This window comes from Nonomuraea sp. NPDC050227 (assembly GCF_044459705.1).
Classification (GTDB): domain Bacteria; phylum Actinomycetota; class Actinomycetes; order Streptosporangiales; family Streptosporangiaceae; genus Nonomuraea.
This window is the reverse complement of sequence record NZ_JBITJF010000005.1, coordinates 598734-612929: the sequence shown is the minus strand read 5'-3', so window position 1 is coordinate 612929 and position 14196 is coordinate 598734. Positions and strand designations below refer to the sequence as shown.

17 protein-coding genes and 1 pseudogene are annotated in these 14196 nt (G+C 70.0%); 10 read left to right on the top strand and 8 right to left on the bottom strand.

Annotated elements, in window-relative coordinates:
* Complete coding sequence (locus ACIBK9_RS23155) at positions 1-849, bottom strand: LysR substrate-binding domain-containing protein (protein WP_397160974.1); 849 nt, start codon at positions 847-849, stop codon at positions 1-3.
* Positions 850-1106: 257 nt separating this feature from the next.
* Here ACIBK9_RS23155 and ACIBK9_RS23150 point away from each other — a divergent pair, with 257 nt between their 5' ends.
* Positions 1107-2177 (top strand): thiolase C-terminal domain-containing protein, encoded by a 1071-nt coding sequence (locus tag ACIBK9_RS23150; protein ID WP_397160972.1) that lies wholly within the window; start codon positions 1107-1109, stop codon positions 2175-2177.
* Between the two features lie 31 nt (positions 2178-2208).
* Here the strand turns inward: ACIBK9_RS23150 and ACIBK9_RS23145 are convergent, their stop codons facing one another.
* Complete coding sequence (locus ACIBK9_RS23145) at positions 2209-3159, bottom strand: N-acetylglucosamine kinase (protein WP_397160970.1); 951 nt, start codon at positions 3157-3159, stop codon at positions 2209-2211.
* Between the two features lie 79 nt (positions 3160-3238).
* Here ACIBK9_RS23145 and ACIBK9_RS23140 point away from each other — a divergent pair, with 79 nt between their 5' ends.
* From ACIBK9_RS23140 to ACIBK9_RS23115, 6 genes are all read left to right on the top strand, one after another.
* On the top strand, positions 3239-4108 hold the full coding sequence (locus ACIBK9_RS23140) for a MurR/RpiR family transcriptional regulator (protein ID WP_358298526.1): 870 nt from the start codon (positions 3239-3241) through the stop codon (positions 4106-4108).
* Position 4109: 1 nt separating this feature from the next.
* Positions 4110-4844 carry an SIS domain-containing protein gene (locus tag ACIBK9_RS23135; RefSeq protein ID WP_352363078.1) on the top strand — a complete coding sequence of 245 codons (735 nt, stop codon included), beginning with the start codon at positions 4110-4112 and terminating at the stop codon, positions 4842-4844.
* 17 nt (positions 4845-4861) lie between these two features.
* Positions 4862-6274: an N-acetylglucosamine/diacetylchitobiose ABC transporter substrate-binding protein gene (gene ngcE, locus ACIBK9_RS23130; RefSeq protein WP_397160967.1), complete on the top strand. Its 1413-nt coding sequence runs from the start codon at positions 4862-4864 to the stop codon at positions 6272-6274.
* Complete coding sequence (locus ACIBK9_RS23125; protein WP_352319946.1) at positions 6274-7185, top strand: sugar ABC transporter permease; 912 nt, start codon at positions 6274-6276, stop codon at positions 7183-7185. Before ngcE ends, ACIBK9_RS23125 begins: the two co-directional genes overlap by 1 nt.
* Positions 7186-8103: a carbohydrate ABC transporter permease gene (locus ACIBK9_RS23120; RefSeq protein WP_397160964.1), complete on the top strand. Its 918-nt coding sequence runs from the start codon at positions 7186-7188 to the stop codon at positions 8101-8103. It abuts the gene before it with no gap.
* Positions 8104-8381: 278 nt separating this feature from the next.
* Positions 8382-8921 (top strand): GNAT family N-acetyltransferase, encoded by a 540-nt coding sequence (locus tag ACIBK9_RS23115; RefSeq protein ID WP_397160962.1) that lies wholly within the window; start codon positions 8382-8384, stop codon positions 8919-8921.
* 23 nt (positions 8922-8944) lie between these two features.
* Here the strand turns inward: ACIBK9_RS23115 and ACIBK9_RS23110 are convergent.
* The 3 genes and pseudogenes from ACIBK9_RS23110 to ACIBK9_RS23100 all read right to left on the bottom strand — a co-directional run.
* Positions 8945-9070: pseudogene (locus ACIBK9_RS23110) on the bottom strand (IS630 family transposase); the annotation flags it as partial.
* A gap of 134 nt (positions 9071-9204) precedes the next feature.
* Positions 9205-9672 (bottom strand): NUDIX domain-containing protein, encoded by a 468-nt coding sequence (locus ACIBK9_RS23105; protein WP_397160960.1) that lies wholly within the window; start codon positions 9670-9672, stop codon positions 9205-9207.
* Positions 9673-9685: 13 nt separating this feature from the next.
* Positions 9686-10441 carry an XRE family transcriptional regulator gene (locus tag ACIBK9_RS23100; protein WP_397160958.1) on the bottom strand — a complete coding sequence of 252 codons (756 nt, stop codon included), beginning with the start codon at positions 10439-10441 and terminating at the stop codon, positions 9686-9688.
* Between the two features lie 287 nt (positions 10442-10728).
* Here ACIBK9_RS23100 and ACIBK9_RS23095 point away from each other — a divergent pair, with 287 nt between their 5' ends.
* A complete protein-coding gene (locus ACIBK9_RS23095; RefSeq protein ID WP_397160956.1) occupies positions 10729-10941 on the top strand; it encodes a hypothetical protein in 213 nt (70 codons plus the stop codon).
* A gap of 59 nt (positions 10942-11000) precedes the next feature.
* Here ACIBK9_RS23095 and ACIBK9_RS23090 read toward each other — a convergent pair whose 3' ends face one another.
* The 3 genes from ACIBK9_RS23090 to ACIBK9_RS23080 form a co-directional block, all read right to left on the bottom strand.
* Positions 11001-11417 (bottom strand): type II toxin-antitoxin system VapC family toxin, encoded by a 417-nt coding sequence (locus ACIBK9_RS23090; protein WP_397160954.1) that lies wholly within the window; start codon positions 11415-11417, stop codon positions 11001-11003.
* Entirely contained in the window at positions 11414-11620 is a 207-nt protein-coding gene (locus ACIBK9_RS23085) for a hypothetical protein (RefSeq protein WP_397160952.1), read from the bottom strand. The genes ACIBK9_RS23090 and ACIBK9_RS23085 overlap by 4 nt, the downstream gene beginning before the upstream one ends.
* A 144-nt stretch (positions 11621-11764) precedes the next feature.
* A complete protein-coding gene (locus ACIBK9_RS23080; protein WP_397160950.1) occupies positions 11765-12241 on the bottom strand; it encodes a MarR family winged helix-turn-helix transcriptional regulator in 477 nt (158 codons plus the stop codon).
* A gap of 67 nt (positions 12242-12308) precedes the next feature.
* Between ACIBK9_RS23080 and ACIBK9_RS23075 the strand changes: the two genes are divergently transcribed.
* Both ACIBK9_RS23075 and ACIBK9_RS23070 read left to right on the top strand, forming a co-directional pair.
* The gene (locus ACIBK9_RS23075) at positions 12309-13151 is read left to right on the top strand and encodes an alpha/beta fold hydrolase (protein ID WP_397160948.1); all 843 of its coding nucleotides are present in this window, start codon (positions 12309-12311) and stop codon (positions 13149-13151) included.
* Positions 13152-13250: 99 nt separating this feature from the next.
* A complete protein-coding gene (locus tag ACIBK9_RS23070; protein WP_397160946.1) occupies positions 13251-14165 on the top strand; it encodes an ABC transporter permease in 915 nt (304 codons plus the stop codon).
* Positions 14166-14196 lie beyond the last annotated feature (31 nt).

Here is a 14196-nt window from a genome sequence, read left to right as displayed (position 1 = left end):
CTATCCAGAGCGGGCGACGTGGCGGGCCGCGCTCACCACCTCGTGGACGTCGGCCTGCCGGTTCCACAGGAAGACCGCCTCCAGCGGCGGCACGTCCTCCTTGATGGGCACGAAGGTGAGCGCGTCGGGCACCGCGCTGCCCTCGTGGACGCACAGGCTGTAGCCGGCCCCCGCGCCCACCATGTCGATCACCAGGTCATGGGTGGCGGCGGCCGGGCCCAGCCGGGGATGCAGCCGATGCCGGACGAACCCCTCCAGGAACCGCCGGGCCCCGGCGACCGCGTCCGACTCGGGCATGATCAGCGGCTCGCCGGCCAGGTCCGCCAGCGACAGCGCCTCCTGCCCGGCCAGGGGGTGGTCGCGGGGGAGCAGCGCGCGGACCGGGAAGCGGTGGACGAGCATCCGGGCCACGCCCCTCGGCAAAGAGCCGGGGGCGTAGCCGAGGCCGGCCTGCAACGTGCCGTCGGCGATGGAGACCAACTGCTCGGCCGTGCTCATCGGCGCGATCCGCACCGGCACGTTCTGGAGCTGCGCGAGCAGCCGGGCGGCCACGTCGGCCAGCCCGTCGGCCACGCCCAGCCGGGCGGTGCGGCCCGTGCCGCGCGCGGCGGCCACGGCCCGTTCGTAGGCGTCGAGCGCGACCGTGGCCTGGGCCAGGAACGCCTCGCCCGCCTCGGTGAGCCGCACGCCGCTGGACGAACGGCTGAACAGCTCGACGCCTATCTCCTTCTCCAGCGCCCTGAGCTGCTCCGACAGCGTGGGCTGCGCGATGTGCAGCGCGGTCGCGGCGCGGCGGAGGCTGCCGGCGCGCGCGATCGCCATCGCGTATCTGACGTAGCGCAGATCCATCTCTCACCTCGGGGTGATGATGATGGGCTATCGGCTGATCACATCTCCGTATTACAAGACGGGGCAGCCCGCGTGAAGACATCCAGTCACGGCTTGTGCCTTCCCGCTGCTCAGAACCTCGCCCAACCTGGCGGCGACGGCCTTCGGACGCGGGACGCCGCCGTTGTGGCCACCCGGAAACTCCGCGTACGGCACCTCTGGCGCCTCGGCCGTCCGCCTGCCAAGCAAGCGCTTGTCTGTACGTGTTATCGTGCGGGATGCAGTCCTTCGCCGGGTGCGCGGCCGTGGCCGGGATCGGGATGACCGCGCTGAGCAGGCAGTCCGGGCGCACCGAGCTGGAGTTGGCCACCGAGGCGTGCCGGGCCGCCTGCGCGGACGCCGGGATCGTCCCCGGCGAGGTCGACGGGCTGCTCAGCTACCACATGAACGACTCCGCGCCGGTCGTCCAGGTGGCCCGCGCGCTGGGGATCGAGCGGCTGCGCTGGCACAACGACATCGCCGGCGGCGGGACACAGGCGGCGTCGATGCTGGGGGACGCGGCCATGCTGATCCACGCCGGCGTGGCCAGGAACGTCCTGGTCTTCCGGGCGCTCAACGGGCGGTCCGGCACGCGGATGAACACCGCCTCCACCGGCCCCCTGGAACGCCACACCTACGGCCTGGCGGGGCCGATCCCGCTGTTCGCCATGGCCGCGACCCGCTACCTGCACGACACCGGGCTCACCGCCGAGCACCTGCACGCCGTGGTCGCCCAGTCCAGGCGCAACGCCGCCGCCAACCCGCGCGCCCTGCGCCGCGAGCCCCTCGACCTGGCCGCCTACCTGGCCAAACCGTACGTCTGCACGCCGCTGCGCACCGCCGACTGCTGCCTGGAGACCGACGGCGCGTGCGCGCTGCTGGTGAGCGGCGTCCTGGACGGCCCGCGCATCCGGGCGGTCGTCCGCGGCGGCGGGCCCGGCTGCTCCTCCATGGACCGCTCGCCGGACGTGACGGCCGTCTTCTCCGCGCACGTCGCGCCGCTGTTGTGGGCGGCCTCCGGGATGCGGCCCGCGGACGTCCGGGCGGCGCTGCTCTACGACGCCTACTCCTGGCTGGTGCCCCGGCAACTGGAGGACTTCGGGCTGGTGGCGCGGGAGGACCTGGGGGCGTACCTGCTGGAGCGGCGGCACGCGTGGGTGAACCCGCACGGCGGCCTGCTGTCGGAGGGGTACGTGCACGGGCTCAACAACGTGGCCCAGGCGGTGCGGGAACTGCGCGCCGGGCGCGAGACCGCCCTGGTGACCGGGTTCGGCGGCAGCTACGGCAGCGCGGCCCTCCTCACCCGGTGAACGTCAGAGAGTAAGCGTCAGGGAGTGAACGTCAGGGAGTGAGCGTGAACGCGGCGTGCGAGCTCCGGCCGTCGTCGCCGGGCAGCACGCCGCGGGCCGCCAGCCAGGCCGCCGCGCCCGCCGCGTCGCGCGCCGTGCGCACCCGCTCGCCTGACAGCCGCGCCAGCACGGCCCGGCGCACCGGCCCCTCGCTGGTCAGCACGCTGCCCGCGAGCACGATGTCGCCCGAGACGTGCACCCTGCGCAGGGTGGCCACCAGACGGTCGGCGGCCTCCTCGGCGACCTTGAGCGCCATCGGGTCACCGGCCTCGGCCGCCCGGCTGACTAGGGCGGACAGCGCGGCCAGGCGCATGTGGTCGGCCTGCGCGAGCCGGACGAACCGGTCGGCGACCGCCCGCGGCGACCCCGGACGCTCCTCGCCCAGGATCTGCTCGACGACGAGCGCGACCAGGCTGCCCGGCTCGCCCGTCGCACCCCGGTCGAGGGCGGAGACCACGGCCTTGGCGGCGGCGCGGCCGATCCAGAAGCCCGAGCCCTCGTCGCCCAGCAGCCAGCCGAGCCCGTCGGCGATCGTGTCGATGCGGTGGCCGGCGACCCTGGCCGCGACCGCGCCCGTGCCCGACAGCAGCAGCGAGCCGTCGGGCTCGGCGGTGCCGGCGGCGTAGGCCACCGCCACGTCGCGCTCGATCAGCGGGCCCGCCTCGATGCCGTGGCCGGCCCACACCCGGGCCAGCTCCGGAACCAGCGTGTCGACCTGGCCCGCGACCCCGGCCAGCGAGGCCACGACCCGGCCGCCATCGTGCGACCCCAGCGCCTGCCCGAGCGCCGTGCCGATCGCCGCCACCGCCTTGTCCAGGCCGTGTGCCGAGGGGTTGCCGGCGCCCGCCCGCGCGTAGCCGACCCGGGTGCCGTCGAGGGTGTGGACGGAGACGCGCGTCGAGGTGGCTCCCGCGTCGACACCGACCACCAGCGATTTGGTCACGGTCGAATTCTGGGGGTTGACGTGACCGGGAAGCAAGAATAATTTTCGCCAGAAGACCGAGTATTCGGAAGGAATATTCGTGACTTCAGGAGCCCTCGGGCGCGTCGAGACAGAACTGCCCGGCCTGCCGGAGGCGTTGCGCCGGGTCGGCGAGGTGATCCTCGGCGACCCCGCCGAGGCCGCGCGGTCGACCATCATCGCGCTGGCCGAACGGGCGGGCAGCTCGCCCGCCACCGTGACGAGGTTCTGCCGGGCGTTCGGCTTCTCCGGCTACGCCGAGCTGCGGGTCGCCCTCGCCACGGAGACCGGCAGGGCCGCGCAGGCCGGCTGGGGCGCGGGCGTCGGGCACGAGATCGGCCCCGACGACCCGCTCGACTCGGCCATCGAGGTGATGGCCGCCGCCGACGCCAGGCTCATCCAGGACACCGCCGCCCAGCTCGACCTCGCGATGGTCGCCCAGGTCGCCGACGCCGTCGTCAGGGCCCGCCGGGTGCTCCTGATCGGCGTCTCCACCAGCGGGAACGTCGCCACCATGCTCGAAGGCAGGCTGCGCCGCATCGGCATCCCGTGCTGGAGCGCCGGCGACGCGCACGTGGCGCTGTCGGAGGCGGCGCTGCTCGGCGCGGACGACGTCGCCATCGGCATCAGCCACCGGGGCCGCACCCGCGAGGTCATGGAGGCGCTGGCCGAGGCGGGCAGCCACGGCGCGACCACGGTCGCCGTCACCTCCTTCGCCCGCTCGCCGCTGGCCGAGCTGGCCGGCCTGGTGCTGACGACGGCCAGCAGGGAGACCACGTTCCGGCTGGGCGGGCTGGCGGCCGTGCACTCGCAGATCTTCGTGCTCGACGCCGTCTACGTGGCGGTCGCGCAGCGCACGTACGAGCGCACCAACGAGGCGTTCGAGCTGACGATCAGCGCGGTGGAGAGCCACCGCGTGGAGAGAGGCTGACATGCGGTACGCGTCCAAGGCCCTCGCCCTCGCCGGACAGGTCGCCGAGAGCCAGGCGGAGCCGGTGCGCCGGGCCGCCGCCCTGATCGTCGCCGCGCTGCGCGCCGGCGGGGTGGTCAACGCGTTCGGGTCCGGGCACTCCGAGGCCATCGCCATGGAGATCGCCGGACGGGCCGGCGGACTGGTGCCCAGCAACCGCCTCTCCCCGCGCGACCTCGTCCTGTACGGCGGCCGGCCGCCGAGCGTGCTCACCCCGGAGCTGGAACGCGACCCGGCCGTCGCCCACGAGATCTACGACCTGGCCCCCGTAGCGCCGCAGGACGTGTTCGTCCTGGTCTCCAGCTCCGGCGTGAACGGCACGGTCGTGGAGCTGGCCACGCTGGTCAAGGAGCGCGGCCACCCGCTCGTCGCGATCACCTCGGTCGCGCACAGCACGCGCATGACCTCGCGCCATCCCTCGGGCGGCAAGCTCATGGACCTGGCCGACGTCGTGCTCGACAACGGCTCCCCGTACGGGGACGCCGTCCTCGATCTGCCGGACGGCGGCACGTACGGCGCGGTCTCCACGATCACCTCGGCGCTGCTCGCGCAGATGGTGGTCACCGAGGCGGTGGAGGAGCTCGTCGCCCTGGGCGAGCGGCCCCCCGTCTACCTGTCGGTCAACGTGACCGGCGGCGACGAGCACAACAAGGCCCTGGAGAGCCGGTACGCAGGGCGAATACGACGAGGATCATGAACAGCTAGGAGCCATCAATGCCTGACACCCCCCATATCAGCCGTCGTCAACTCCTGCGCGGCGCGGCCCTCGTCCCCGTCGCGGGGGCGCTGGCCGCCTGCGCCACCCCGGCCGCCAAGCCCACGGCCACCGCCTCGTCCGCGCCGGTGGCGACCAGCGCGGCCAACCCGTTCGGCGTCGCGGACGGCAAGCCGCTGGAGGTGTGGATCTTCGACGGCGGCTTCGGCCAGGACTACGCCAAGAACATCCACGAGCCGCTGTTCACGACGAAGTACCCGAAGAGCGAGATCAAGCACAACGCCACCAAGGAGATCACCAAGGTCCTCCAGCCGCGGTTCGCCGGCGGCAACCCGCCGGAGGTGATCGACAACTCCGGCGCCAACTTCATGGACTTCGGCGCCCTGTCCCAGGACGGCCAGCTCCAGGACCTCACCGCCCTGCTCGACGCGCCGAGCTGGGACGACCCCGCCGTCAAGGTCAGGGACACCATCGACCAGTCGGTCATCGACATCGGCACCTACGACGGCAAGTTCAGCGTGCTCGGTTACGTGAACTACATCCACGGCATCTGGTACTCACAGAAGGTGTTCAGGGACAACGGCTGGGAGATCCCCAAGACCTGGGACGAGTTCGTCAAGCTCTGCGAGACGATCAAGAAGTCCGGCAAGATGGCGCCCTTCACGTACGCCGGCAAGTTCCCCCAGTACCTGTACGAGCCGCTGCTGACCATGGCCGCCAAGATCGGCGGCAACGAGGTGCTGGTCAACATCGACAACCTGGAGGACGGCGCCTGGACCACCGAGGCCATGAAGACCGCCGCCGCGGCCTGGGCCGAGGTGGGCGCCAAGTACCTTATGGAGGGCACGACCGGCCTCGACCACGTGCAGACCCAGACGGCCCAGAACAAGTACAAGGTGGCGATGCTGCCGTCCGGGTCGTGGCTGGAGAACGAGCAGAAGAGCACCACCCCGCCCGACTTCGAGTACGGCATGTTCCCCATCCCCGACGTCACCGGCTCCGACAAGATGCCGTACGGCACCCTGCACACCCAGCCCGGCGAGAACTTCATGGTCGCGGCCAGGAGCGCCAACCCGCAGGGCGGCATCGAGTACCTGCGCGGCATGTTGTCGAAGAAGGCGGCCGGCGACTTCAGCGAGATGGTCAAGACGGTGACCGCGGTCAAGGGCGCGACCGAGGGCCGCACGATCTCGCCCGGCGTCACCAGCGCCTCCAAGGCCGTCGCCGACGCGGGCGCCAACACCGTCTACTACCGCTGGTACACCTGGTACGGCCAGCTCAAGGACGAGGGCATCGCCGCCACCGGCGAGCTGATGTCCGGCGGTCTGACGCCGGAGAAGTACCTGGAGCGCATGCAGAAGAAGGCCGACGAGATCAAGAACGACTCCTCGATCAAGAAGTACAAGCGCTGATGTTGTTCAACAGGTATCGCCGCGGGCTGTTCATCACCGCGTTCCTGGCAGCCCCGGTGATCCTCTACCTCGCCTACGTCATCTCGCCGCTGATCCAGGCGTTCCGCATCGCGATGACCGACTGGCGCGGCGTGACGGCCACGCCGGACTTCATCGGGCTGGACAACTTCGTCCGGCTGTTCAAGGACGGCGTCTTCTGGAAGGCCGTCAGCCACAACGCCATGCTGCTCGTGCTGCTGCCGCTGCTCACGATCGTCATCGCGCTGTTCTTCGCCTTCCTGCTCAACGTGGGCGGGCGCAAGGGCTCCTCGGGCATCGCGGGCTCGAAGTTCTACCGGGTGGTGTTCTTCTTCCCGCAGGTCCTGGCCGTGGCCGTGGTGGGCGTGCTGTTCCAGCAGGTGTTCCGGCCCGACGGCAGCGGCATGCTGAACGGGCCGCTGATCGCGCTCGGCGCCAAGCCGGTCGGCTTCCTGTCCGACCCCGGCGTGGCCTTCTGGTCGGTGCTCGGCGTGCTGGTCTGGCAGGCGGTCGGCTTCTACGTCGTGCTGTTCTCGGCCGGGCTGGCCTCCATCCCGCGCGACATGTTCGAGGCGGCGCAGATCGACGGCGCGGGCCGGTTCAGCCTGTTCTTCCGCATCACGCTGCCGCTGCTGTGGGACACGATCCAGGTGGCCTGGGTCTACCTCGGGATCCTGGCGCTCGACGCGTTCGCGATCGTGTGGGTGATGACCGACCAGCACGGCGGCCCCGACTGGTCGACCACCGTCATGGCCGCCGAGATCTACCGCAACGCCTTCCAGTACTTCCGCTTCGGCTACGCCTCGGCCCTCGGCGTCATGATGTTCTTCTTCACCGTCGGCTTCGCCATCCTCTCGCTGCGCCTGTCACGCCGCGAACGAATCGAGTACTAGATGACAACGACGACCACGTGGACGGTGGCGAACTCCCGCAAACTGGCCCGTCAGGAGCGCCGGCGGCGGCTCGGGCCGATGGCCGTGCTCTCCCACGTCGCGCTCCTGGTGTGGACGGTGCTCGTCGTGGTGCCGATCCTGTGGACCTTCCTGGCCTCGGTGAAGAGCGAGGACGAGATCTTCGGCGAGGCGTGGGGGCTGCCGGCCAAGCTCAACTGGGACAACTTCGCCCGCGCCTGGGAGCAGGCGCACATCGGGCAGTACATGCTCAACAGCGTCATCGTCGTCACCTTCAGCGTGACCGGGACGATGCTGCTCGGCTCGATGGCCGCGTACGTGCTGGCCCGGTACCCCTTCCGCGCCAACCGGCCGATCTACTTCCTGTTCGTGTCCGGGCTGGCCTTTCCGGTGTACCTGAAGCTGACGCCGCTGTTCTTCGTCGTGCAGAACATGGGGGCGGTGCCGCTGGTGGGGCCGTACATCGGGTTGAACACGCATGCGGGGCTGGTGCTGGTCTACATCGCGTACTCGATGCCGTTCACGGTGTTCTTCCTGACCGCGTTCTTCCGTACGCTGCCCACGGCGGTGGGGGAGGCGGCCATGGTGGACGGCGCCTCGCACACCCGCGTGTTCTTCCAGATCATGTTGCCGATGGCCAGGCCGGGCATCATCAGCATCACGATCTTCAACGTGCTCGGGCAGTGGAACCAGTACCAGCTGCCGCTGGTGTTGCTCCAGGACCGGGACAAATGGGTGCTCACGCAGGGGATCGCTGACATCTCCACGTCCGCGGGGTACGACCAGGACTGGTCGGCGCTGTTCGCCGCGCTGACGTTGGCGATCCTGCCGATGCTGGTGGTCTACACGGTGTTCCAGCGCCAGATCCAGTCGGGGCTGACCTCGGGAGCTCTCAAATGAACAGCTTCGCCTAAGGGGGCTTCGCCCCAGAGCACAGCGGGCTTCGCCGGGGGCGCTTCGCGCCTGGAGACTCAGGCGGTCCTTCTTGGGGCGCCTGGCGGCGCAACCCCCGCGCCTGGCGGCGCCATGGCGCCGCCAGGCGCCAGTGCTCTGACCGGATACGTTCGCCGGATCGGTGGTCGCTTCGTTGGCCCTAGGAGCGGCCCGTGTTTCTGGGAGGCGGTGTCACGCAAGAAAACTGATTGCCTGGGGGCCAAGGCTCATGTTGGCTGGTCAGCATGGCTGAACTGCGTACCGAGCGCCTCATCCTGCGCCGATGGCGTGACTCCGACCTTGAACCGTGGGCGGCCATGAACGCCGATCCCGAGGTCCGGGAGCACTTGGGCGACCTGCTTACCCGCGAACAGAGCGACGCCTCCGTGTCGCTCTTTCAGGCCGAGTTCGACCAGCGAGGCTACGGGTGGTGGGCGGTTGAGGTGGAGGCCACGGGCCAGTTCATCGGCTTCGCAGGCTTGGACGAAGTGGACGACCACATGCCGTTCACAGGAGTGGAGATCGGCTGGCGGCTCGCCCGCTCGGCCTGGGGCCAGGGCTACGCCACCGAGGCTGCGCTGACAATCCTGGCCCACGGCTTCGACGCTCTTGAGCTTCCTGAGATCCTCGCTGTCACAACGGCCACCAACCTTCGTTCCCAGGCGGTGATGCGCCGGATCGGCATGACCCGGGACCCGGCCGACGACTTCGACGACCCCACCGAGCCCGAAGGGCCACTGCGTCCGAACGTGCTGTACCGCATCGCCCGTAGTGCGAGCATCTGACGTTCTCCACCAGGGTCGTTTGATCAGGCTGCGGCGGAGACGGGGCGTCCGCCCCATCGGATGCCCTTCTCGCTGCGGATGCGGATGCGTTCCTTGCGTTGGGCGGTGAGTACGTCGGGGTGACGGGTGTCGGCGCTGCGCCGGCGCATGTTGTACGCCCGCCATCCGGCCGTCGAGCCATCACTGGCCGCGCGCCGGATTGCCTCCCGCTACGCCGACCTCCGGCGCCTGCACCATCCGTCAGGAATGATCCACTAGACGCTGCCGCCGTAACCCGCCGACCTCAATCGACGTGCGGATGCCTCTGCCCCAGATAGTCGTTGAGCTGTCGCCACTGGGTCGGATGGATGTCGAGCGTGTGCAGTTCGCCCGGCTCAACCCAACGCACGTCGCTCGCCTCGTCGTTGGCTTCCGGACGGCCGCCGACCGGGCGGGCGATCAACATCACCTCGTACTCCTGGCGGACCTCGCCGTCGGTGTAGGCGACGATGTGGCTCGGGTCGGAGTAGACGCCGAGGAGGCCGGTGGGCTCGACGCGGACGCCGGTCTCCTCCTCCGTCTCCCGTACGGCGCACTGTGAGGGGGTCTCGCCGATCTCCATCTTGCCCATCGGCAACGCCCACTGGCCGGTGTCGCGCCGGCGCTGCATGAGGATGCGGCCGGCGTCGTCCACGGTCACCGTGCCGCAGGCCGGCACCAGGGTGTTCGCCTTCGGGGCGTCCGGGTCGTTCCAGTACTCGACTCGTCCCATGAGCAATGCCTCCTCAGACTTCCGCGCCGGACCACGGAACGGCTTCGGCCCAGACGCGCTCGAACGATGACATGTAGTGCTCGGCCATGGTCCCTCCGTCGAGGCGATGGAAGTGGAAGGTCGGGTTGGCGGAGGCTGGTTCTCCGTACGCGTGCGGGTTGACCAAGATGTCGTCGTCGTAACGGAACAGCGACGCGTACAGGGTGGTCGCGTGCAGACGAATCTCGCAGCCATCCAGGTCCGGCAGCGTCCGGTAGTAGGTCAAGGATGAGCGGATCTTGGCCTGCAGCGTTCCGCCCAGCCCTTCCTCGCGGTCGCGCGTCTCCACCGACTGCGCGTCGGGATCGCCGAAGCACAACCTGATTGTGACGCCGCGCTTTGCGCTCTCGGTGAGCAGGCGGGCGATCCTGGGTTGCGTCTGGGCGTAGAACGTCCCTGAGAAGACGAGGACGTCCACCCGCTCCTGAACATCGGTGAGAAGCCGTAGCCAGAGCTCACGAGGCACGCTGACACGGTCGGGAAAGACCTCCACGAGCTCCGACCGGTTCGCCCTGCCCCGGCGAGCCCCGCTGCTTTCCAGCACGTCGGGCCACAGGTAGGTCTCGTCAGCTGTCAGCAGTCTCGCCGCCGCCCACCTGTGCCGACGGTGCGGAACACGGCCGGTGTTGATCCAGCGTTCGACTGTCTTGGGTTCGACGCCGCAGGTCTCGGCCAGGTCCTCCAGGGCCACACCATGACGGAGCATCGCTGTGCGTAGGCGCTCGTTCACGCATCCAGTGGACGCGAACGTCCGGGACGTTTCAAGGCCGTCCCGGGACGTTTCCCAGCGCCGCGACACGTCCCGGCAACGGGCTGCGGCGAGGTTCAAAGGTCCCCTCCATCTGGCTTCACTTGGCGTACCGGGACCGGCATCACTGGAGGCAGGTGGATGAACCCACAGCAGGAGTCGAGGCACCCACTTCCGGGGCCGGGAAGAGCGGCACGGCGAGTCGCTCTCCGCTGCGCGGAACCGTGCAGGTCGCATCAGAGCGGCGCGCTCGCCGTGGGAGCACGGGCATGAGCCTGACAGTCCAGGAAGTTCTCGGCAGGTTTCCCGGGTGGCGGATCATCGACGTGACCGGCGGCTGGGTCGCGTTCCGCGTCCCCCTCGTGTCCAGGGACAGCGGGCTCTCCAACGTCCGCTGCGGGGCGACCCTGGCGGAACTGGTCGGGAACCTCCAGGCCGAGAGCAGCCTCCACGAGTCGCGCTCACCCACGACGAGCAACTGATCAGACGGAGGCCGACTGGGCACGCCATGCCTGTCCCGCCGCCCCCGAAGCAGTCGTTCTCAGAGTCTTTCTGGCAGGAGGAGCAGTGAATGGGTGTGGTGCGGGCGCACCACCGTGAAGTGCCGGCGATCGAGCGTGGCCACCTCTGGAGTGTTGAGCCGTTCGGCGATCGCTATGACGGAGGCGTCGACCGCGCCCAGAGGCAGGCTCGCATAGGCGGCGACCAACCTGCTCATACGCCGAAGGTCCTGCTCAGTGAGATCGACCAGGTTCAGACCTGCCCCGAAGGTTCGCAAGAACGAAGCCTCCGCTGCACTGCCCTGCCGCCTCTCCACCAGCTGACACACCTCGGGGACCACCGTGGACGGGACGAGCAACGGACCCGGATGCGTACGCAGAAGGCGTGCACACACCTCATGGTGCCTGTCTTTGCTGTTGAGCGCCGCGACCAACGGGCCTGTGTCAAGGACGATCACAAAGGGTGATCGTCCTCCGCCCGCAGGATCTCCTCGGCGCGTTCCGCGAAATCCGGCTCCGCATCGAGCATTCCGATGAACGGCAAGTCCCTTACCGCCTGCTGCTCGTCGAGCTGATCCCGGACCAGACGGAGCAGAGGCGCGACCTTCTCTTCGGGCAGCCGGTCCACCAGGTGATGAAGTTCATCGCGCATCACGCTCATGCCATCCAGTCTACGAGACATGAGCGTCCTGAGCCTGGGACACCCTTGTCCTGGCAGGGGAAGGTCGTCCCGTCGAGCTCGGGCTCGCTGGAGGTGAGGCCGACCGGGCAGGCGGCAACAGCGAGACTCGCCTGCGCCGCCGGCCTAACCCCGGGTGACGGCCTTGTGGACGTCGCTGAGGAAGCGTTCGATGGTGGCCTGTTCCGTGGTGTCGTACCGGCCCATGAGGGTGACGATCTCCTGGATGAGCGGGCCGAAGAAGCTCCAGCCGAGCGTGACGGCGCTCTCGTCGACCTTCAGCAGCACCCGCCGCCGGTCCCGGGTGTCGCGTTCCCGGCGGACGTGACCGAGCCGTTCCAGACGGTCCACCACCGCCGTGGTGCCCGCGGAGTTGAGGCCGAGGTGTGTGCCCAGCGTTCCGGGGGTGGCGGGGGTGCCGGTGCGGGCGGCGTCGAGGAGGCAGATGAGGGCGCGTACGTCGGTCGGGTGCAGGGCGTGCGCGGCGGCGAACCGCTCGCCCATGCGGTCGAGTTCCACTGTGACGGCGCGCAGCAGATGGACCAGCCGCATCCCGGCGTCCTGATCGTGCACGTTCCCGGCATGCTCCGGCGGCGTCGTCATGCCACCAGTATGGCATTATCTCGCTCGGCGAGATTATTGCTCAGCAAGCTATTCAGTGAGGTGCGGCATGTCGGACTTCCTCTCCGCCTACGACGCGGTCCTCGAACGCTGGCCGGTTCCTGTCGAGCCCATCGACCTGGTCTCGGCGTACGGCACGACCCGGGTGAACGCGTGCGGCCCCGCCGACGGCCCGCCGCTGGTCCTGCTGCACGGCGGCGGCACCACGGCGGCGATGTGGTACGCCAACGTCGCCGCGTTCGCCCGCCGTCATCGCGTGTACGCCGTCGACCGCATCGGCGAGCCGGGACGGAGCGTCCGCGGCGAACGCCCCCCGCGCAGCGCTCGCGACCTGCTCGACTGGCTGGACGGCGTGCTAGACGGCCTCGGCATCGACGGCGCCGCGGTGTGCGGACACTCCTACGGCGGGTGGATCGCCCTGACGTACGCACTCCACGCACCCCGGCGGGTCGAGCGGCTCGTCCTGCTCGACCCGACGCAGTGCTTCGGCGGGTTCCGGGCCGGATACCTGGCCCGCGCGCTGCCCACCCTGCTGCGGCCGACGGCCTCGCGCGCGCGGGCCTTCCTGGAGTGGGAGACCGGCGGCGCGCCCGCCGACCCCGCCTGGCTGCGGCTCTACGGCCTGGCCGCGGAGTTCCCGGACACGAAGGTCGTCACCGGGAAACGGCCCGAGCCCGGATCGCTGCGCGCGCTCACCACGCCCGCTCTCGTGCTCGTCGCCGGGCGCGGCAAGGCGCACTCCCCGCACCGCGTCGCGTCGGCCGCCGCCCGCCTGCTGCCGGGCGCGCGGACCGCGGTGCTGCCGCGCCTGTCCCATCACGCGATGCCATGGCACGAGCCCGCCGACCTCAACGCCCGCGTCGTCGACTTCCTCGACGGACGAGCCACCTGACCCGACGCCCCTCGAAGGCGCGCCAGGACGCCCGTCTCGCCGCCCGGGAACCTAGACTCCTGGGCATTCCGCGACGCAGCAGGCCGTGAGGAGACTCCCATGCCATCCGCGCCCGAACAGGAATCACTCGCCGCCCTCGCGACCCGGCACGGGTTGCGGCGATCCATGGCCCGCCCGGACATGCACGTCTACCTGCGCCGATTATGGGAACGCCGGCACTTCATCCTGGTGTACGCGACCTCGCGCACCGCCTCGAAGTACTCCGCCTCCGCGCTCGGTCAACTGTGGCAAGTGGTGACGCCGCTGCTGAACGCCGGCATCTACTGGGTCATGTTCGGCCTCGTCCTGGGCGGACACGAGCACATCGAGAACTATGCGGCCTTCCTCGTCACGGGGATGTTCGTCTTCACCTACAGCCAGCGGTCGGCCTCGGCGGGGGCCAAGTCCGTCTCGGGGAACCTCTCGCTCATCCGCGCCCTGCACTTCCCCCGCGCCGCGCTGCCCCTGGCCTACACCCTTCAGGAACTGCGGCAGGCGGCCGTCTCCATGGGCGTGCTGCTCGTCCTCGTGGTCGTCATGGGGGAGTTCCCCACCTGGTTCTGGCTGCTGGTCCCGGTCGCCCTGCTCCTGCAGACGATGTTCAACATCGGGCTGAGCCTGGTCCTGGCGCGGCTGGGGGCCTCGCTGCGCGACGTGAACCAGCTCCTGCCGTTCGTCCTGCGGACCTGGCTGTACGCCTCCGGGGTCTTCTTCTCGATCCAGTACAAGATCGTGGGATATCCGGACCCGGTCACCGGCGAGCCGGTCGGCGGGGTCGGGCTGCCGCAGTGGGTGGCCGACGTCATGTATCTCAACCCCGCCGCCTCCACCATCGAGTTCATGCGCGACATCCTGATCCACGCCGCCAGCCCTCGCCCGCTCGTCTGGCTGAGCTGCGGGTTCTGGGCGGTCGCCGGACTGGCCCTCGGGCTCTGGTACTTCTGGCGGGCCGAGGACGCGTACGGGCGCGGGTGAGGGCCGGAAAAGGGTTCGCGCGCGGGGGGCG

Excerpts from the sequence above, each read along its gene's own strand:
- ACIBK9_RS23080 (WP_397160950.1), bottom strand. The coding sequence starts at position 12,241 with ATGACGACGCCGCCGGAGCATGCCGGGAACGTGCACGATCAGGACGCC.
- ACIBK9_RS23070 (WP_397160946.1), top strand. The coding sequence starts at position 13,251 with ATGCCATCCGCGCCCGAACAGGAATCACTCGCCGCCCTCGCGACCCGG.
- ACIBK9_RS23085 (WP_397160952.1), bottom strand. The coding sequence starts at position 11,620 with ATGAGCGTGATGCGCGATGAACTTCATCACCTGGTGGACCGGCTGCCC.
- ACIBK9_RS23125 (WP_352319946.1), top strand. The coding sequence starts at position 6,274 with ATGTTGTTCAACAGGTATCGCCGCGGGCTGTTCATCACCGCGTTCCTG.
- ACIBK9_RS23135 (WP_352363078.1), top strand. The coding sequence starts at position 4,110 with ATGCGGTACGCGTCCAAGGCCCTCGCCCTCGCCGGACAGGTCGCCGAG.
- ACIBK9_RS23150 (WP_397160972.1), top strand. The coding sequence starts at position 1,107 with ATGCAGTCCTTCGCCGGGTGCGCGGCCGTGGCCGGGATCGGGATGACC.
- ACIBK9_RS23075 (WP_397160948.1), top strand. The coding sequence starts at position 12,309 with ATGTCGGACTTCCTCTCCGCCTACGACGCGGTCCTCGAACGCTGGCCG.
- ACIBK9_RS23115 (WP_397160962.1), top strand. The coding sequence starts at position 8,382 with ATGGCTGAACTGCGTACCGAGCGCCTCATCCTGCGCCGATGGCGTGAC.
- ACIBK9_RS23155 (WP_397160974.1), bottom strand. The coding sequence starts at position 849 with ATGGATCTGCGCTACGTCAGATACGCGATGGCGATCGCGCGCGCCGGC.
- ACIBK9_RS23095 (WP_397160956.1), top strand. The coding sequence starts at position 10,729 with ATGAGCCTGACAGTCCAGGAAGTTCTCGGCAGGTTTCCCGGGTGGCGG.
- ACIBK9_RS23120 (WP_397160964.1), top strand. The coding sequence starts at position 7,186 with ATGACAACGACGACCACGTGGACGGTGGCGAACTCCCGCAAACTGGCC.
- ACIBK9_RS23105 (WP_397160960.1), bottom strand. The coding sequence starts at position 9,672 with ATGGGACGAGTCGAGTACTGGAACGACCCGGACGCCCCGAAGGCGAAC.
- ngcE (WP_397160967.1), top strand. The coding sequence starts at position 4,862 with ATGCCTGACACCCCCCATATCAGCCGTCGTCAACTCCTGCGCGGCGCG.